This is a genomic window from Pseudomonas poae RE*1-1-14, assembly GCF_000336465.1.
In the GTDB taxonomy this organism is placed as follows: Bacteria; Pseudomonadota; Gammaproteobacteria; order Pseudomonadales; family Pseudomonadaceae; genus Aquipseudomonas; species Aquipseudomonas poae.
The window spans coordinates 1,653,404-1,671,627 of the sequence record NC_020209.1 but is presented as its reverse complement, the minus strand read 5'-3'; the positions used below and the strand labels follow the sequence as shown (position 1 = coordinate 1,671,627).

The window sequence follows — 18,224 nt, the reverse complement described above, 5'->3', positions numbered from 1 at the left end:
TTTCGATAACACGCTACGCCCCGGGTTCGTATTTCGACACTAAATACTTCCTCATCAGGTGTAACACGATCTGTCCGCACATCCGCGCGGCGAAACTTTTGCCGGATCCGGCGAGTCACGAGAAGACTGTCAACGCATAAGGAGCTACCCCCATGCCAAGGTCAATCTGGAAAGGCGCCATCAGTTTCGGCCTGGTCCACATTCCGGTGTCACTGGTCTCGGCGACCTCCTCACAGGGCGTCGATTTCGACTGGCTGGACAAGCGCAGCATGGACCCGGTGGGCTACAAGCGCATCAACAAGACCACCGGCAAGGAAGTCACCAAGGAACATATCGTCAAGGGCGTGGCTTACGAGAAGGGCCGTTATGTCGTGCTGAGCGAAGACGAAATCCGCTCGGCCCATCCCAAGTCCACCCAGACGATTGAAATCATCGCGTTTGTCGCCAGCGATCAGATCCCTCTGCAGAATATCGACACGCCCTACTTCCTCGCCCCCGATAAACGCGGCGGCAAGGTCTACGCCTTGCTGCGCGAGACGCTGAAAAAAACCGGCAAGGTCGCCCTGGCCAATGTGGTGTTGCACACCAAGCAGCACCTGGCAGCGCTGATGGCGCTCGATTCTGCGCTGGTGCTGGTGATGCTGCGCTGGCCTGCCGAGGTGCGCAGCCTGGACGAGCTGGAGCTGGGCAGCGATGTCATCAAGCCGAGCCTGGCCAAGGGCGAACTGGACATGGCCAAGCGGCTGGTGGAAGACATGAGCGCGGACTGGAAGCCGGAGGAGTATCGCGACAGCTTTCAGGAGAAGATCATGGCGCTGGTGGAGAAGAAGGCCAAGGCGGGCAAGATCGAAGATGTGGAGAGCGCTGAGGGCGTTGAAGAGCGCAAGTCCGCCGATGTGATCGACCTGACCGAGTTGCTCAAACGCAGCCTGGCGGGCAAGCCTGCGGCAAAAAAACCGGCGGCGAAGAAATCCGGTAAAAAAGCGTCCTGAGTCACTATCCTTGGCACCCTGGGGCAAACAGGCTTGGCACAGTGCCGTTGAGTCAAGCCGACGCAAAAGCGATGCAGATCAAATGTGGGAGCGGGCTTGCCCGCGAAAGCGGTGGGTCAGTCAACATCAATGCTGGCTGGGCCGACGCCATCGCGATTCCCACAGAGACTCTACGTTTAACTGAACGGCATTGGGGCAATCCCGCTCGCCAAGGCGTCGAAGCTTGGCGCCGCGTCAGATCAACAGGAAAACAGCCGCCAGCGCAGCGAATATTGCCCACTTCTCCAGGTAATACCGCGTACGGTTGCGCTTTTTCAGCTCTTTACCGCGCAGGCGGATCGTGTACAGGCGCGTAAACGCTCGGTTCAGCGCGCCGGTCTTGTCGCCAGCATCATTGGGCGAGCCCGCCGCCGCCATCACATTGCGGCTGAACCAGCGATTGAATGCCGCCGCCCAGCGGTACTTCATCGGCCGCTCGATATCGCAGAACAGGATGATGCGGTTGTGCTGGGTGGTGTTTTGCGCGTAGTGAATGTAGGTCTCGTCGAACATCACCGGCTCGCCATCACGCCAGTAATAACTCTCGCCATCCACATTGATATAGCAGCCCGGATCGTTGGGCGTATCCAGCCCCAAGTGGTAACGATAGGAACCGGCGTACGGATCACGATGGCGCACCAGCTTGGAGCCCGGCGGTAATTCGGCGAACATCGCCGCCTTGATCGAGCCGATGCTCTGCACCAGCTCGGTAGTGCGCGGACACAGCTTCATCGCCGACGGATGGCTGTCGCCGTACCACTTCAGGTAGAAGCGCTTCCAGCCGGACTTGAAGAATGAGTTGAAACCCACATCGTTGTATTGGTCCGACCGCTTGATCTCCCCCGCACGCATCAGGTTCTGACCTTCCTGGCGGATTTCCTCCCAGTGCTCCTGCAACGGGCTCAGGTCCGGAAAGTCACTGGGCGACAGGTACGGCCGACTCGGCAGCCTGGAAAAAAGATAGAGAAAGCAGTTGATCGGCGCCAGGAACGTAGAGTGATCACTCAATTGGCGACCCAACTTGTGCCGCACCCGACCGCGCAGGTGGACATACGCAATGGAGACGACGTAGAGAACAACAATGATGAGCTTCAAGGGATTTCGTCACAAGTCAGTAGAGAACAGGCTGCTCCTGCGCGCCCACGACGGCCGAGGATTGGATAGCAGCATCTGATTTCACAATTTACAGACAGGCGATAGTCAGCGATTTGATGGCAAACCGCTTTACGGCCATTGGCCGTTATTTAGCCACACTTTGTAACCAAAGGTTAACCAAGAATTGTGAAAAAGCGTCGACGAAGTGTGCTGCGAAGAAGTCAGGGCCTGCCACGCGGCAGGCCCTGCGCGTTAAGCCGCCGGCTCGTCGTCTTTGCGCTCGCGACGGGCGAAGCGTCCATCTTCAAGCGACGAATAAGGCACAGGCTGATTGCGCGAGCTGATCAGGTGACGGATCAGCGCGATCAGCGTGCCGATGACCAAACCTGCGATCAGGCTCACCGCCAGAATGATGGCTTTTTTCGGCTTGATCGGCGCCAGTGGTTCCTGGGCGCGGCGGTCAACCGTGACCAACTTCAGGTTGCTCATGTCGATGTTCAGATTGCGCAACCTGGCGACCTCGGCACGCAACGGCTCTACGTCCTGCAGGAAAATGTCCTCGTTGCCACGCTTGCGCAGCACTTCGACCTCGCGGTTGGCCTCGAGCAACTGCAGCTCCTTGCCAATCTGGGCAATCCGCGGGTTGGTGAAGTCGTCACTGGTGCGTTGCTGCAGCGCCGTGCGCTCGGCCTCAAGGGCCTCGGTACCGAGGAAATACAAGGGAATCTGCTGGTTATTGACCTCGGTACGCATCACCTGGCTCGAACCGCTTCGGGTGGCGTCAGCCATGGAGGAAGGCGTGGTCGGCGTCTTGATGCCCATGGACTTGGCAATCGAGATCGCCTCAGCCAGTTCGGCCAGGCGATTGGTACGTTCCATTTTCATCTGCAGGCGCAAGGCGCTCAGCTCATCCTGCAACCGGGCACGCTTGAGGCGGTCATCCTCCAGCAGCTTGGCAATCTTGGATTCTTTCTCGGTCTCATAATTGGCACGCGCCGCGTCGATCTTGCCCTTCAGCTCGTTCAGGCGGTTATTGACGATTACCTTGAGGTCGGCGCCCACCTGCTCACGCTCGGAGGCAATGGCGTAGTCGACAAACCCGTTGAGAATGGCCACGCCATCCACATCGGCGGGATATTGCAACTCCAGACGGATGTAGCTGCTCAAGGAGTCGGACTTCTTGGGGTCCGGCAGGATCAGGTTGACCGAGTTGCGGTTGAAGTCCTCAAAACTTTGCTCAAGGCTCTGCCCCGGCTTTTGAAAGGCGGTAAACAACTGCTCGTGGGAGCGAAAGAAGCCAAGCCGCGCTTCGTAGGAATCCAATTGCGCGCCGACTTTGGCCAACGCATCCGCCGGCGGCAGCTTGTAGACCTCGGAGCGGTTCAGCGCATCCAGCTCGTTAATGGCGGCCGGGCGCAGAACGCTGCTGACTTCGTAGGTTTTAGGCGCCAGAAACGCATAACCTGCCCCGAGTACGCCCGTTAGCAGCGCACAACCCAATACCAGCTTTTTCTGCCGCCAAACAGCATGCATCAATTCAAACAGGTCAATTTCATCTGACGCGGGGGAAGTATTGGGTGGGGAAGTTCGATTCAAAATGTATGCACCTTAAAGCCAATATCAAAGAGCCATCACGAAGACCTCGAATACCCATCAGAGACAACGCCCTGACGCCGATAACAAGGCTCGCCAATTGAGGTCTGACCACCGGGTCTAGAAGAAAAATCCCATGCCGCCGTAGTTTCTTTCCGTCGTATTTAAATAGACGTTAGCAAAGACACACACGACGTAGGATTATTCTAATCACAAGCGTAGTAAAAAGATCGATAAATAGTTGCCGACAAAGGGAAAATTAAAAGGACCTTATATGCAGACCCTCACCGACCCGGATTACCACGCCCTCCAGGGCACCTGGGAGCAGACCTCGCTCGAAGACAGTGGCGTGCTCAACCCTGCGGATGCCCACAGCGCACCCGGTGCAATTACCACAATCGCCGCAGATCGCTTTGAGGTGGTCACCGTTGATGGCGAGGTCTTGTTGGCTGGGCGATTCACGCTGGACAGCAGCCAGCGCCCCAAAAGCATTACCTGGGTTGACGCCATCGGCGATGACGCCGGTAAGCCGCTTCCCGCCAGCTATCGCCTTGATGGCGACACCTTCGCGTTTATTGCTGCGGATGCGGGCCAGCCGCGTCCTGCCTCATTCAGCACCGGGCCAGGGCAAACCATGCGCACTTTTGTGCGCAGATCCTGATCACCACAGCATCCGAATTCACGACAGGATTTTCACAAAGCCTTCACTTCACGACCTATAGGGTGAGGCCTACCTACTCCAGTGAATCACTTGCCCGCCTCTCCTCGCGGGCTTTTTTTTGCCTGCGCAATAAGGCTGCTATAAAGGCCGAGTGATCACGAAACTAATCTTCACTGGCTCAGGTCATTAACCCAACGAGTGTCCAGCCCCCCTGGACGCCGCTTTCGAAGATCTTGCCGTGGCCCGACACTCCGACCTGCGCACCAACCTGTCCCTGGACAGCCTGAACTTCTTCCTGGCGGATGTGCGTGACGGCCTCGGGCCGTACCTGGCCATCTACCTGCTCGCCGTGCATAAATGGGACCCGGCCAGTATTGGCGTGGTGATGACCCTGGCGGGCATCGCCGGGCTGATGACACAGGGGCCGGCGGGCGCGCTGCTCGATCGAACCCGCAGCAAGCGCGCAGTCATCGCCATTGCCGCGATCCTCGTGACAGCCAGTTGCCTGATACTGCCGTTCGTCAGCAATTTCAGCCTGGTGGCGCTCACCCAGGCCGCCAGCGCCGTGGCGGCGTCCGTATTTGCCCCGGCGATTTCAGCGATTTCCCTGGGTATTACCGGGCCCAAGGCCTTTACCAGGCGTACCGGGCGCAACGAAACCTTCAACCATGCCGGGAATGCCGTAGCCGCGCTGTTGGCCGGAGGCCTGGCTTACCTGTTCGGCCCGGTCGTGGTGTTTTACCTGATGGCCTTCATGGCGGTCGCCAGCCTTGTGGCCGTCAGCTGCGTTCCTGCCGCGGCTATTGACCACGACGTCGCACGCGGCTTCGACCCTGCGCATCACACCGACGACGAACAACCCTCCGGCGTTAAGGTATTGCTGTCCAACCGCCCGCTGCTGCTGTTCGCCATTTGCTGCGCCCTGTTCCACCTGGCCAATGCAGCCATGCTGCCGCTGGTCAGCCAGAAGCTCTCGCAGATCAACCTGCAGATGGCTACGCCGCTGACTTCGGCCTGCATCGTCGCTGCGCAATTGGTGATGGTGCCGGTGGCCTGGCTGGTGGGCGCCAAGGCGGATGTGTGGGGACGCAAACCGTTGCTGCTGGCCGGTTTCATTATTCTGCCGCTGCGCGGCGTGCTCTATACCCTCTCCGGCGACCCGTACTGGCTGGTGACCGTGCAATTGCTGGACGGCATTGGCGCAGGCATTTTCGGCGCGCTGTTCCCGGTGATCGTCAAGGACCTGACCCAGGGGACCGGGCGCTTCAATGTCAGCCTGGGTGCGATCTCGACGGTGTTTGGTCTGGGGGCGGCGCTCAGCAGCAGCCTGGCCGGTTTCGTGGTGCAGCAGGCGGGCTACAACGCCGCCTTCCTGACCCTGGCCGGCGTCGCCGCCGTGGCGCTGGCGCTGGTGTGGCTGGCCGTGCCGGAGACGTTGGCAAAAAAACCGACGTTTGCGGGGGCTGCGACGGTCGCTTGAACGTTACTGGAAGGTGGGGAAAGCCGGGCAGCGCTCACCCGCTGACTTATTCTGCGGTGCTTGCGAGGAATTCGCCGGCTTTGCGCACAAGCTTCCTCCACTCTCTCCCATCGATGAGGCCGTTGCTCTCCATATCATCGGCCGTCCTCAGCAATTTGAAATATTTGTCCTCAATATTCTGTTCGTTTACAACTTGGGAGTAGATCTGCGCCCAGGTTTTTACCGCAGAGCGCCGCAGTGATCGTTGCATTTTTGCACCTGATAATGTCCGCGGACATAGAGCGCGAATCTGCGAAAATCGTTCAGCGGTACTACTGCCGAGCCGACGAACGGTGGCACCAGGCCATTATCGATACTGATATGAAACTAACTTTCAGCGCCGGGCTTGAGGTTCGCGCTGATGGTTCTGATCGCTGCTCCAGCACAAAGACCGGACTCCGCAAGACCCGTCCCAAGGTTAACGGGGCCAGGCTCAACAAAGAAACTTGGGTGATGTCGCACAACCCGCCAGCATCGTCACTGCTACCGCCGATAGCTGGGGTGATCGCCGGCGTAGTAGCTTTGTGCCCCCGTAGATGGCCGAGTCGTGCAGGCGCGCCTTTATCCAAACGAACTTCTTGGCGAGCTCCGAGCTTATTTCTATGGCGTATGGATGCCAACGCGTTGCCTAGACTACTTTCAGGAACGGGATGCAACGGCTGTTAAGTACTTGCCAGCACTCCTTGAGAAGTTTTAGGACCGATATCGGCGTGACGATATCGGTTTTCGGGAGCCCAGCCCAGTGCCGGGCTTTTTGATTCAAGTAGCATCTCAACATGCCGATGCCCTGATACTGCATTACGCAGTGCATGGAGGCTTTATGAAGAAATTCGCTGTGATTAGCCTGGTAGCCCTGATTTCGATTGCTTCCTTTTCCGCCTCGGCATGCCCCAAAGGCACTCATCCAACAGGTGGAACAGGGTCGCACCATAAGGGCGGAACCTGCTCTTGATTGAAAGCCCGGACCAGCGCCGGGCTTTTTGTTTCCGCTCTGACGAGCTATCGGGCCACGAGTCCTGGTGAAGGCGTTTTATCCGTCACCACCATCACCGCCGTTCCCGCCGTTCCCGCCATTTCCTCCATCGCCTCCTGCTCCGCCATCGCCGCCATTACCACCTGAAGAACCGCCGCTTCCAGCTCCACCGTTTCCACCATCTCCGCCAGATGCACCTGCGCCACCCGCTCCGCCGGCGCCACCGTTTCCACCTGGACCGCCGTTTACTCCGGCACCTCCGTCACCTCCGCGTCCTCCATTTTGCCCAGGGCTGCCTGCGGCACCCGCGCCACCATTCTGACCAGGCCCTCCATTTGCACCGGCGCTGGCGCTGTCCAGGCTTGCCTCAAGGCAACTGTAGATATTCTGGTTACAACTGATTTTTTTCGACGGCAGCCAACTTGCCGACGCAGAACCTGCGCTCAGCACTCCTACAAAAAATATAGAGGAAACAACAAAGAGTTTGCGCATAACACCACCTTTTTCAATCACAAATAAGTTGGAAGAGAGTCGATCCTCCCTTCCAACTATTTATTGCGAGTAGTTAGGTGCTTGATTTTTTATCAGGCGGATCGCTTGGAACCCGTGCACCATCAGCGCCCGGGGCACCGTCGGCACCAGGTGTACCGCCAGGGCCAGCCGCCCCACCCTTGCCGCCAGAGCCTCCCTTGCCGGGTTGGGACCCACTGCCTCCAGCACCACCGGCTCCACCGGCGCCACCATTTCCGCCTTTGCCACCGTGCCCACCTTTGGCGGCGGAACTTGAATTCCCATTAATGGGCGTATCACTGGCAGCAACAGTCGTCGCTGAGTGAGGCATTTTGATGGTCGAGGCTTCAAAAGCCGCTGCGGCATTCGAATATGCCAGTAGAACAGCGCACAAGCTACACAGTGGAAAGATGATCAACTTCTTCATGGGATAATCCTCGAAGGTTAAAGATCAGGTTTCAATCGCCACCGCCGCCGCCATCGCCACCTCCACCCCCATTTCCTCCATCACCACCGCTTCCACCTACCCCCCCGCCGTTTCCATTCCCGTTGCCGGTACCGTTGCCATTACCGCTGCCGTTACCGTTGCCGCTGCCGTTACCATCACTACCGCCAGCACCACCGGCTCCGCCCGCCCCGCCCTGGCCGCCGTTACTTCCTCCAGCGCCACCATTACCACCCGATCCACCATTCCCCGCTAGTTGCAGTAGCGGTGGTGAACCAGTGATTACGTGAGTATTGGCTTCTTGGGCAATAGGGGTTTTGATTTGAGAAGCATAAACTGATGAGCACGCTGCGAACGCTACGCTTATAGCAATTACGCCGGTTACAATTTTCATTGTTGCTCTCCTATTAGACGGACCAAAACACTGCCCGAATAATTTAATATCGCAACGCCACTATTCGGCATTATTGCGACAGGGGCTAGGTGGCCCATATTTCAAGCTAGCGAAGAAATATTTTGTTGCAATGGCAAATCCTGTCTCTTTGCTGAACAAAAATATATTTTTTTGAATTGATTTTTGATGTTCTGTGCCTACTTTTCTATGCATCCAGACGCTTGCCCATCCATAATATGCATTTATGCATAAAAATCCTGCGAGCTTGTTGGCCGCCGCCTGCAGGGCTTGATCACCTCTCCTCAAGTACAGAGGATTCAGTTGGTCGAAGTAACCAGGAGAGACGACGAAAGCCCAGAGGCATGGCGACAGGTGATCCAAGACATCGTCGACACCGCTGGCGTGAGGATCGAACATTTGCATGACGGCACCGTCAGGATCGGTGGGCGAAAATACTGCGAAGGGCTTCAGGGCCTGACCACACGACGGGTGAAGCCGCCAGGTAGCACGGGATCAGCGAAATGATCCCAGCCCCCGATAAGGGAATCGACTGGAACCAAGGTCTTCAAGCGGGACGGAGAGCGGGGTTTGGGATGTAGACCTGGTGCTACCGACTTTTTCCGAGAGCTGATTAGCGGCTGCCATCTATCAGCCATCTGCGGGAGGGGTACAGCCACATCGGAAAACACGCGGTACATCTCATGCTCGTCCGGAAACGGGTACACATCAACGACAAGGTGCTGGAAACGCCTTTCATTTTTGCGCCCTCAAAGAATGCGGAGTACGTGAAACACACCTTTGACCTACACGAGCAGCGAGTGCCGACGCTGACAGCTCTGAACATCCGCCGTCGGCCGCCATACAACTGTCGTCACACCTATGCGACAATATGCATTATGTCTGGCATGAACCCCGCCTTCATCTCCCAGCAGCTCGGCCATAGTGTGCAGATGCTGCTCTCGACTTATGCGCGTTGGATCAACTCAAGCTCGGACTGGAGCGAAATGGAAAAGCTCCAGATTGGTCCCAAATTGGTCCCAGCTCAAATAAGCGCACCCCAAGCTATTGATAGGTAAAGTAATTGATCTCCACAGCTAACATCACCATGCAGTTCGGCGCCAAGCCGCTCTTCGAGAATGTCTCGGTCAAGTTCGGCGCCGGCAACCGGTATGGTCTGATCGGTGCCAACGGTTGCGGCAAGTCGACCTTCATGAAAATCCTCGGTGGCGACCTCGATCCGTCCGGCGGACAGGTCATGCTGGAGCCGAATGTGCGCCTGGGTAAACTGCGCCAGGATCAGTTCGCCTACGAAGAATTCAACGTGATCGACACCGTGATCATGGGCCACGAGGAGCTGTGGAAGGTCAAGGCCGAGCGCGACCGTATCTATTCGCTGCCGGAAATGAGCGAAGACGATGGCATGGCCGTGGCCGAGCTGGAAACCGAATTCGCCGAGATGGACGGCTACACCGCCGAATCCCGTGCCGGTGAATTGCTGTTGGGCCTGGGCATTCCCCTGGAACAGCATTTCGGCCCGATGAGCGAAGTGTCCCCGGGCTGGAAGCTGCGTGTATTGCTGGCCCAGGCACTGTTCTCCGACCCGGAAGTACTGTTGCTCGACGAACCGACCAACCACCTGGACATCAACACCATCCGCTGGCTGGAAAACATCCTGACCCAGCGCTCCAGCCTGATGATCATCATCTCTCACGACCGTCACTTCCTGAACAGCGTGTGCACCCACATGGCTGACCTGGACTACGGCGAGCTGCGCCTGTTCCCGGGCAACTACGATGAGTACATGACCGTGGCGACCCAGTCCCGCGAGCAGCTGCTGTCGGACAACGCCAAGAAGAAAGCGCAGATCTCCGAACTGCAATCCTTCGTCAGCCGCTTCTCGGCCAACGCCTCGAAGGCCAAGCAGGCCACCTCCCGCGCCAAGGCGATCGACAAGATCCAGCTGGCCGAGGTCAAGCCGTCGAGCCGTGTGAGCCCGTTCATCCGTTTCGAACAGACCAAGAAGCTGCACCGTCAGGCCGTCATGGTCGATCGCATGGCCAAAGGCTTCGACGGCAAGACGCTGTTCAAGGACTTCAACTTCCAGGTTGAAGCCGGCGAACGCGTGGCGATCATCGGCCCGAACGGCATCGGCAAGACCACCCTGCTGCGCACACTGGTGGGCGAATTGACCCCGGATGCCGGTTCCGTCAAGTGGACCGACGCCGCTGAGCTGGGTTACTACGCCCAGGACCACGCCCACGACTTTGAAACCGACATGAGCCTGTTCGACTGGATGGGCCAGTGGACCCAGGGCGAGCAAGTGATCCGCGGCACCCTGGGCCGCATGCTGTTCTCCAACGACGAGATCCTCAAGTCGGTCAAGGTGATCTCCGGTGGTGAGCAGGGTCGCATGCTGTTCGGCAAGCTGATCCTGCAAAAACCCAACGTGCTGATCATGGACGAACCGACCAACCACTTAGACATGGAATCCATCGAGGCGCTGAACCTGGCGCTGGAGAACTACCCGGGCACGTTGATTTTCGTCAGTCACGACCGTGAGTTCGTCTCGTCCCTGGCCACCCGCATCATCGAGCTGAGCGCCAGCGGCGTGATCGACTTCAGCGGCACCTATGACGATTACCTGCGCAGCCAGGGCGTGGTGTTCTAAGCAGCGAACCTGCCGGGCCCTCTGTGGCGAGCAGGCTTGCCCTGCGTTTGGGCTGCGCAGCAGCCCTAAAACCAGACACCGCATTCTGCCAGGCAGAACGCGGTGTTTTTGATTGGGCGCCGCTGCGCAGCCCAGCGCAGGACAAGCCTGCTCGCCACGATACAAGCTCATTCAATGAGGCAGGCTTCAGTCGAAGTAGTTAGCCTGCTTTCATTTCCCGCACGCCCTTGCCATGATGCAACCACCGCCCGCCCGCGAATGAGTTGCCATGTCTGCCACCCCCTCCTCCTTGTCGATCACCCTGCAGATCGTCTCCATAGTCTTCTACACCTTCATCGCCTTTATCTGCATCGGCCTGCCGATTGCGGTGATCCCGAGCTATGTGCACGAGCAACTGGGCTTCAGCGCGATGGTGGCCGGGGTCACCATTGCTGCGCAATATCTGGCCACTCTGCTTAGCCGCCCCTTTGCCGGGCGCGTATCGGACAACGTGGGCACCAAACGCGCGATCGTGCTGGGCTTGGCCGGCATTCTGATCAGCGGTGTACTGACGTTTTTTGCCACGCTGGCGCAGAGCCTGCCGACCTTGAGCCTGGGCATTCTGATTGCCTCGCGCCTGCTGCTGGGCGTGGCCCAGGGCCTGATCGGGGTGGGCACCATCAGTTGGTGCATGGGCGCCGTCGGTGCCGAACACACCGCGCGCTCGATTTCCTGGAATGGCATTGCCTCCTACGGCGCCATTGCCATTGGCGCACCGCTGGGGGTGGTGATGGTTGCGCACTATGGCTATGTCAGCCTGGGCCTTGCGCTATCAGTGCTGGCGGCACTCGGGCTGGTGTTGATCCGCAATAAACCTTCGGTGCCGGTAGTGCGCGGCGAGCGGCTGCCGTTCCTGGCGGTATTCGGGCGCATCGCGCCGTTTGGCGCCAGCCTGTGCCTCGCCTCGATTGGCTACGGCACGCTGACCACCTTCATTACGCTGTACTACCTCAATCGCGGCTGGGCCGGTGCGGCGTACTGCCTCAGCGTGTTTGGGGTGTGTTTTATCCTGTCGCGCCTGCTGTTCATTTCCGCCATCAGCCGTTTTGGCGGTTTTCGCGCCGCCATCGCCTGCATGTTCATCGAAACCCTGGGCCTGATCCTGCTGTGGCTCGCACCAACGACCGGCGTGGCGTTGCTCGGTGCCGGGCTGACCGGCTTTGGACTGTCGCTGGTGTACCCGGCGCTGGGCGTGGAGGCGATCAGGCAGGTCCCCAACAGCAGCCGGGGTGCGGGCTTGAGTGCCTATGCGGTATTTTTTGACCTGGCGCTGGCGATTGCCGGCCCGTTGATGGGCGCCATCGCCCTGAACCTGGGTTATGGCTGGATCTTCTTCTGCGCAGCGCTGCTGTCGGTCAGCGCGCTGGGCGTGACCCTGCTGCTCAAACGTCGCGCTTACTGATCCGCCGTCTGCAAGCCGGCCCGGCTGGACTGGCCCAGGGTGTGGCTGAAAAAGCGCCCGGCTTCGGAGATCAAGTCGCGATGAATGCCCTCGCGGTCAACCCCGTCGGCATCGGTGCACACCGCCGGCATGGCCGCCAGTTGATCGCTGTCACACGGCGCCATGAACACAAAGTGCCCGGCCCCGGCCAATAGTTTGAAATCCGGCGGCTCGGGCAATTTGCGCGCGAGCGCAGCGGCGTTCTTGTCCACGGCCACCAGCTTGTCGCCGTCGCCGCTGTAGAGCAGCACCGGCACATGCACATCGGCCAGGGTGTGGCGACCGAACATCAGGCTCAGCGGCGCCATCAGCATCAGCGCATGAATGCGTGCATCGGCATGGGGCTGCAAATCGTCCCGGTCCACCACCAGTTCACCTTTGGTGGTGCAGGCGTCGCGGTCTTCGGGGCGCTCCTGGCAATAGCGGCGCAGGCGATCGAAGTCCGGCTTGGCCCCGGCGAGGATCAACGCGGTCTCGCCGCCCGCCGAATAGCCGATAACCCCCACCTGCTCGACGTCGACGAACGGCGCCAACATTGGGTCGCTCAGGGTGGCAGTGATCGCTTCGGAAATCTGGATTGGTCGCCCGTACAGGTTGCTCACCGTGCCCAGCCGGCTGTGGTCCTTGTAGTTGTCGCCGGGATGCAGCACCGCCACCACCACAAAGCCCTTGCGCGCCAGCGAGGTGGCCAGGTCGTGCAGCGCCAGCGGGGTGCCGGTGTTGCCATGGGACAGCATCAGCATCGGGAAACGCCCGATGGCGATCTTGGAATCTTCTGTGGCGCCGACGGTATAGGCGCCCACCTGGGTGGTGTGCTCCATACCCGTGGAGGGGTAGAACGCAACGGCTTTCATCGGCTGCTGATCCACCGGGTCGAGAAAACTCATGCGATGGAAACCCACACTCCAATGGGGGAGCGACACCGGCGCGGCCTGCACTGAAATCAGGCCACCGAGCAGGGAAAGAACCATTACTGCACATAGACGCATCATGGGGATGTCCACCTGTGCCGCGTGAGAACCAACATCGAATGAGAAACCCTGGGTAGTAAACCCTTGTTTGCATAACCCGGGCCACATTAAAAGGACCGCGCGCAAACGAAAAAACTCCGTACTCCGCTCGCGTTCAGGCGATCAGAATACAGAGTTTAAGCGCCGGGTCTCGGATTGATACCGGAGCGCGGCGAATTTTACACAAGCCTTACGCAGTGGCGAATAGTTGCTCATTGATCAGCAGGTTGGCCTCGCTCATGGCCTTGCTGCGCACGTCATCGCCGTAGGCCAGGCCTTCGGCGCGCACCACGTCGATATCGGTGATGCCCAGGAAGCCGAACAGCAGCTTCAGGTAGCCTTCATGGGCGGCGCCGGACGCCTGGCCCGCATGCAGGCCACCGGCGGTGGACACAATGATGACTTTCTTGTTGCCGCACAGGCCTTCGGGGCCGGTTTCGCTGTAGCGGAATGTCTGGCCGGCCACCGCGATGCGGTCGATCCAGGCTTTCAACTGGGTCGGGATGGTGAAGTTGTACATCGGCGCACCCACGACCACGGCATCGGCAGCGAGGAATTCAGCCAGCGACACGGCACTCAGCTCGGCTTCGTGCTTTTGTGCGGCATCGCGCAGTTCTGCGGCGGTGCCCAGTGCGCCCAGGGTGGCGCCGGAGAAGTGGTTGATCGCATCACTGGCCAAGTCGCGGTACGTCACGTCCACACCCGGCTGCGCGGTTTGCCAGGCCTTGACCACTTCGGCGCTGAGCTGACGGGAAGCCGAGTTGTCACCGAGGATGCTGGAATCGATATGCAACAGTTTCATGGTGGATCTCCGTAGTGGGATCGACAGTGGCGATCAGATGGTGGTGATGCTACGCATGAAACCAATAGCCGATAAGCCGGCTACAATGCGATAGTTTGTCCCACTGACAGGACAATGGGCGCCCCTATGCAAGACCTCAACGACCTCTATTACTTCGCCAAAGTCGTCGAAGCCGGCGGCTTTGCAGCGGCCGGCCGGCTGCTGGGAATCCCCAAGTCGCGGCTGTCGCGGCGCATCGCCGAGCTGGAAGAACGCCTGAGCGCACGCCTGCTGCAACGCACCACCCGGCAACTGACGCTGACCGCCGTGGGCGAGCGTTACCTGCGCCACTGCCAGGCGATGCTGCTGGAAGCGGAAATGGCCGACGAGGCCGTGGCCAGCATGTCCAGCGAACCCCGAGGCCGCCTGCGGGTGAGCTGCCCAGTGGGCATGGCCCAGCACATGATGCCGGAACTGGTGGCCGGGTTCCTCGCGGCGTACCCGCTGGTGCAACTGGACATGACCCTGGTCAACCGCCGCGTCGACCTGGTGGCAGAAGGCATCGACGTGGCCCTGCGCGTGCGCGAACTGGGCGATGAAGACCCGTTGCTGGTGACCAAGCGCCTGCGCCAGGCCCAGACCGTGCTGGTGGCCAGCCCCGGCTTCATGCACGAGCGTCGGGTCAACTCCCTCGAAGACCTCAAGCAGCTGCCGATACTCGGCGCACTGGAGGCCGACCGCATGGTCCATCAACGCATTCTCGACCCACAGGGCAACGCCCACGACCTGGTGATGGAGGCGCGCCTGGGCATTGACGACTTCATCGTGCGCAAGGCCAGCGCCATCATGGGTCTGGGCTTTACCGTGCTGCCGATGATGTATTGCGAAGAGGAACTGGCCAGCGGGCGCCTGGTGCAACTGCTGCCGCAATGGTCGTTACCGGGCGGCTGGCTGCAGGCCGTGTACCCGCACCGGCGCGGCGTGCTGCCGGCGATTCGCGCGTGGATCGATTACCTGGATGAAGGCTTCAAGGGCTGTGGAGACCGCTTGCTATGACGATGACCGAAGCGCAAGTCGCGCAGTTCTGTCTGAGCCTGCCCGGCGCGCGGGAAGATTACAAATGGGGCGGCGTGCGCGTCTTCTCGATTGCCGGCAACAAGATGTTCGCCCTGCAGGGCCTGCGCGGTGACTCGCTGGCATTCAAGGTCGACAAGGACCTGTTCCTCGGTCACGTCGACCGCCCCGGCATCCACCCGGCGCCGTACCTGGCACGTGCACAGTGGATCATCATGAATGTGCCCTACCCGCTTGGCGCGCAGGAACTGCGCGGCTTGTTGCAGCGCTCCCACCAGTTGGTGGTGAGCAGGCTGCCCAAGCGCACGCAAGCAGGTTTATGGCTAGATCACTGACAACAGCGTGCCGCCCAGGAACAACTGGTCAAGCCAAAACACCTGATGCAGCAGCACGATCACCCAGAACAGCACCTGATAAGACACCTTGCGCGTCTTGTGCCGGAACACCTGCTGGGCAATCAGCGCTCCCGGCCACCCGCCCGCCAGTTCCACGGCGTGCAGGATGTTTTCCGGGATCCGCCGGCCTTCGGTCTGTGCCTTGCGCTTGTCGCTCCAGTACAAAAAGAACGCCATCACACTGACCACCCCATAGGCAGCCAACGGCAGCAGGGTTTCACCGCGCTGCCACACCAGCACCGACCCCAGCAGCGGCGCCGCGCACAGCAGCACGAAAATCAGCGCTTTAAGGCGTGGGTACTGGAGGCTCATGCCTTGGCTGCCGCCCAGTCGATCCAGCCGAACTGCCAGGTCGCGAGGATCAGCAGGCCGAAGCCGATGCGATACCAGGCAAACGCCGCGTAGCTGTGGCTGGCGATGAACTTGAGCAGGCCCTTGACCGCAATCATCGCGAAGATGAACGAGGTGATGAAGCCGATGGCGAACACCGGCAGGTCGGCCGGCTGGAACAGGTCGCGGTATTTGTAGCCCGAGTACACTGCCGCGCCGACCATGGTCGGCATCGCCAGGAAGAACGAGAACTCGGTGGCGGTCTTGCGCGACAGGCCGAACAACAGGCCGCCGATGATGGTCGAGCCGGAACGCGAAGTGCCCGGAATCATCGCCAGGCACTGGGCCAGCCCCACCTTGAGCGCATCCTTCCAGGTGATGTCGTCGACGGTTTCGGCGTGCACCTGATGTTCACGGCGTTCGGCCCACAGCATGATGATGCCGCCGATGACCAGCGCGGTGGCCACGGTAATCGGGTTGAACAGATAGTGATGGATCAGGTCGGCGAAAATCACCCCCAGCACCACCGCCGGCAGGAACGCAATGAGCAGGTTGACGGTAAAGCGCTGGGCATTGCGCTGGGTCGGCAGGCCGGTGACCACGTCAAGGATCTTGCGCCGGAACTCCCACACCACCGCGAGGATGGCGCCGAGCTGGATGATGATGTTGAACGCCATTGCCCGCTCACCGCCGAAATCGAGCAGATCGGCGACGATAATCTGGTGACCGGTGCTGGAGATCGGCAGGAACTCCGTCAGCCCTTCCACAATGCCGAGAATCAATGCCTGAATGGCAGTCCAAAAATCCATACTTCCCCCAAAGGTCATGCGCGATGGCACGCCTCGTTTCTATTTTTAAGTGGTTCATTGACGACACGACCCGGCGCTGACACGCAACGCCAGGCTGCAAAAAATCCGTGAAAAATCAGACAGTACCCAGGTCTTGCGCTGACGGGCCGAAAGCCTATCAGACCCGCCGCAAATGTCGATGCAACAGCCGCAATTATAAAAAGCCCGCAGTGACAGGCCGATGAACCGTTTGCGGTCGCTGTGTTTTGTGGATCGGTGTCCTCTGGGTACAATCACCGCCCTCTTCCACGCTCCCAAGGTACCGCCATGTCCGGGCTTGAATTGTTCGCCGCCGCACTGGGGGTGATTGCTGTCTGGCTGACGGTCAAGCAGAACCCCTGGTGCTGGCCCATTGGGCTGGTCATGGTGCTGCTCTACACCTGGGTGTTCTACGACGTGAAACTCTATTCCGACATGCTGCTGCAAGTGGTCTACGCCGCGCTGCAGGTCTACGGCTGGTGGCAATGGACCCGTGCCGGCGAAGTCAGCCAAGGTCGCCAGGTGACCAGCCTCAAAGGCACGGCGATCCTGGCCAGCCTTGCGGTTGGCGCGGCTGGCAGCCTGATGCTTGGCGCCGCCATGGCCCACTGGACCGACGCCGCGCAGCCCTGGCTGGATGCCGCCCTCACCGGCTTCAGCCTGGTGGCGCAGGTGTGGATGGCGCAGAAACGCGTGCAATGCTGGCCGCTATGGATAGCGGTGGATGTGATCTTCGTCGGGCTGTTTCTCTACAAAGGTCTCTACCTCACTGCCGCGCTCTACGCACTGTTCACCGTGATTGCCGTGCAAGGCTGGCGTGAATGGCGCGCCGACCCGGCGTTGCGCCCATGAAAGTGGTGGTGTTGGCGGGTCCTGAGTCCAGCGGTAAAAGCTGGCTCGCCAAGGAGTTGCACACGCACTTTGGCGGGCTGATGGTGGGCGAATACGTGCGCCACTTCATCGACCACCACCAGCGCGACACCACCTTCGCGGACATACCAGCCATCGCCCGTGGCCAACTGGCCTGGGAAGACTCGGCTCGCGCGCGGCAGCCGCACCTGCTGATCCTCGACACCCACCTGCTGACCAACCAACTGTGGAGCCTGACCCTGTTCGGTGACTGCCCCGCCTGGCTGGACCAGGAACTGCTGGCCCGTCACTACGACCTGCACCTGCTGCTGTCCCCCGAAGACGTCGACTGGACTGCCGACGGCCAGCGCTGCCAGCCGGCACTGGCGGACCGTCGTGCGTTTTTCCAGAGCAGCCTGGACTGGATCGAACGGCATCGACAGCCGGCCCTGGTGATTCGCGGCCACTGGGCAGAGCGCCGAGCCGAGGCGTTTGCCGCCGTCCAGCACTTGCTGGATCAGCCGCCGCCCCCCTAGGCCCGCGCTTCTTCGCCTACCGACCATCGGGCCAACGCAGTCCGCCTGCCGCA

20 protein-coding genes and 1 pseudogene are annotated in these 18,224 nt (G+C 60.1%); 12 read left to right on the top strand and 9 right to left on the bottom strand.

Annotation, left to right across the window (positions count from 1 at the left end; translation table 11 throughout):
• The first annotated feature begins 152 nt into the window (after positions 1-152).
• On the top strand, positions 153-992 hold the full coding sequence (ku, locus tag H045_RS07575; protein ID WP_003234906.1) for a non-homologous end joining protein Ku: 840 nt from the start codon (positions 153-155) through the stop codon (positions 990-992).
• A gap of 234 nt (positions 993-1,226) precedes the next feature.
• On the opposite strand, the gene lpxO is transcribed toward ku, so the two are convergent.
• Both lpxO and H045_RS07565 read right to left on the bottom strand, forming a co-directional pair.
• Positions 1,227-2,126 (bottom strand): lipid A hydroxylase LpxO, encoded by a 900-nt coding sequence (gene lpxO / locus H045_RS07570; protein WP_015371927.1) that lies wholly within the window; start codon positions 2,124-2,126, stop codon positions 1,227-1,229.
• A gap of 252 nt (positions 2,127-2,378) precedes the next feature.
• Entirely contained in the window at positions 2,379-3,659 is a 1,281-nt protein-coding gene (locus tag H045_RS07565) for a GNVR domain-containing protein (protein ID WP_003234903.1), read from the bottom strand.
• Positions 3,660-3,993: 334 nt separating this feature from the next.
• On the opposite strand from H045_RS07565, the gene H045_RS07560 reads away from it, so the two are divergent.
• Positions 3,994-4,380 (top strand): TIGR03067 domain-containing protein, encoded by a 387-nt coding sequence (locus tag H045_RS07560; RefSeq protein WP_015371926.1) that lies wholly within the window; start codon positions 3,994-3,996, stop codon positions 4,378-4,380.
• A gap of 238 nt (positions 4,381-4,618) precedes the next feature.
• A complete protein-coding gene (locus tag H045_RS07555; protein ID WP_003236666.1) occupies positions 4,619-5,860 on the top strand; it encodes an MFS transporter in 1,242 nt (413 codons plus the stop codon).
• Between the two features lie 46 nt (positions 5,861-5,906).
• On the opposite strand, the gene H045_RS07550 is transcribed toward H045_RS07555, so the two are convergent.
• Positions 5,907-6,110: a hypothetical protein gene (locus tag H045_RS07550; RefSeq protein WP_003236665.1), complete on the bottom strand. Its 204-nt coding sequence runs from the start codon at positions 6,108-6,110 to the stop codon at positions 5,907-5,909.
• 336 nt (positions 6,111-6,446) lie between these two features.
• On the opposite strand from H045_RS07550, the gene H045_RS25975 reads away from it, so the two are divergent.
• A complete protein-coding gene (locus H045_RS25975; RefSeq protein WP_477749763.1) occupies positions 6,447-6,596 on the top strand; it encodes a BstA C-terminal domain-containing protein in 150 nt (49 codons plus the stop codon).
• 302 nt (positions 6,597-6,898) lie between these two features.
• On the opposite strand, the gene H045_RS24140 is transcribed toward H045_RS25975, so the two are convergent.
• Both H045_RS24140 and H045_RS07540 read right to left on the bottom strand, forming a co-directional pair.
• Positions 6,899-7,105 (bottom strand): hypothetical protein, encoded by a 207-nt coding sequence (locus H045_RS24140; RefSeq protein ID WP_015371925.1) that lies wholly within the window; start codon positions 7,103-7,105, stop codon positions 6,899-6,901.
• A gap of 319 nt (positions 7,106-7,424) precedes the next feature.
• A complete protein-coding gene (locus H045_RS07540) occupies positions 7,425-7,667 on the bottom strand; it encodes a hypothetical protein (RefSeq protein ID WP_015371924.1) in 243 nt (80 codons plus the stop codon).
• 869 nt (positions 7,668-8,536) lie between these two features.
• Between H045_RS07540 and H045_RS24390 the strand changes: the two genes are divergently transcribed.
• The 4 genes and pseudogenes from H045_RS24390 to H045_RS07520 all read left to right on the top strand — a co-directional run bounded on the left by H045_RS24390 (position 8,537) and on the right by H045_RS07520 (position 12,330).
• Positions 8,537-8,746 (top strand): DUF1654 domain-containing protein, encoded by a 210-nt coding sequence (locus tag H045_RS24390; protein ID WP_370671349.1) that lies wholly within the window; start codon positions 8,537-8,539, stop codon positions 8,744-8,746.
• 209 nt (positions 8,747-8,955) lie between these two features.
• Positions 8,956-9,297: pseudogene (locus H045_RS25430) on the top strand (site-specific integrase); the annotation flags it as partial.
• 5 nt (positions 9,298-9,302) lie between these two features.
• Positions 9,303-10,889, top strand: coding sequence for an ABC-F family ATPase (locus tag H045_RS07525; protein ID WP_003236651.1), 1,587 nt, complete (start codon positions 9,303-9,305; stop codon positions 10,887-10,889).
• Positions 10,890-11,157: 268 nt separating this feature from the next.
• On the top strand, positions 11,158-12,330 hold the full coding sequence (locus H045_RS07520) for an MFS transporter (protein WP_003236650.1): 1,173 nt from the start codon (positions 11,158-11,160) through the stop codon (positions 12,328-12,330).
• Here H045_RS07520 and H045_RS07515 read toward each other — a convergent pair.
• Positions 12,324-13,361, bottom strand: coding sequence for an alpha/beta hydrolase family protein (locus H045_RS07515; protein WP_041931460.1), 1,038 nt, complete (start codon positions 13,359-13,361; stop codon positions 12,324-12,326). The genes H045_RS07520 and H045_RS07515 overlap by 7 nt on opposite strands.
• 208 nt (positions 13,362-13,569) lie before the next feature.
• Positions 13,570-14,181, bottom strand: coding sequence for an FMN-dependent NADH-azoreductase (locus H045_RS07510; RefSeq protein WP_003236646.1), 612 nt, complete (start codon positions 14,179-14,181; stop codon positions 13,570-13,572).
• Between the two features lie 126 nt (positions 14,182-14,307).
• On the opposite strand from H045_RS07510, the gene H045_RS07505 reads away from it, so the two are divergent.
• Complete coding sequence (locus tag H045_RS07505) at positions 14,308-15,216, top strand: LysR substrate-binding domain-containing protein (RefSeq protein WP_003236643.1); 909 nt, start codon at positions 14,308-14,310, stop codon at positions 15,214-15,216.
• 2 nt (positions 15,217-15,218) lie between these two features.
• Positions 15,219-15,569, top strand: a complete 351-nt coding sequence (locus H045_RS07500; RefSeq protein WP_015371922.1) for an MmcQ/YjbR family DNA-binding protein — start codon at positions 15,219-15,221, stop codon at positions 15,567-15,569.
• Here H045_RS07500 and H045_RS07495 read toward each other — a convergent pair.
• Entirely contained in the window at positions 15,558-15,941 is a 384-nt protein-coding gene (locus H045_RS07495) for a DUF1294 domain-containing protein (RefSeq protein WP_015371921.1), read from the bottom strand. The genes H045_RS07500 and H045_RS07495 overlap by 12 nt on opposite strands.
• Positions 15,938-16,768, bottom strand: a complete 831-nt coding sequence (locus H045_RS07490) for an undecaprenyl-diphosphate phosphatase (RefSeq protein WP_003236636.1) — start codon at positions 16,766-16,768, stop codon at positions 15,938-15,940. Before H045_RS07490 ends, H045_RS07495 begins: the two co-directional genes overlap by 4 nt.
• A 306-nt stretch (positions 16,769-17,074) precedes the next feature.
• On the opposite strand from H045_RS07490, the gene pnuC reads away from it, so the two are divergent.
• Together pnuC and H045_RS07480 are read left to right on the top strand one after the other, a co-directional pair.
• Positions 17,075-17,638: a nicotinamide riboside transporter PnuC gene (gene pnuC / locus H045_RS07485; protein ID WP_003236634.1), complete on the top strand. Its 564-nt coding sequence runs from the start codon at positions 17,075-17,077 to the stop codon at positions 17,636-17,638.
• Positions 17,635-18,171, top strand: a complete 537-nt coding sequence (locus tag H045_RS07480) for an AAA family ATPase (protein WP_015371920.1) — start codon at positions 17,635-17,637, stop codon at positions 18,169-18,171. Before pnuC ends, H045_RS07480 begins: the two co-directional genes overlap by 4 nt.
• Positions 18,172-18,224 lie beyond the last annotated feature (53 nt).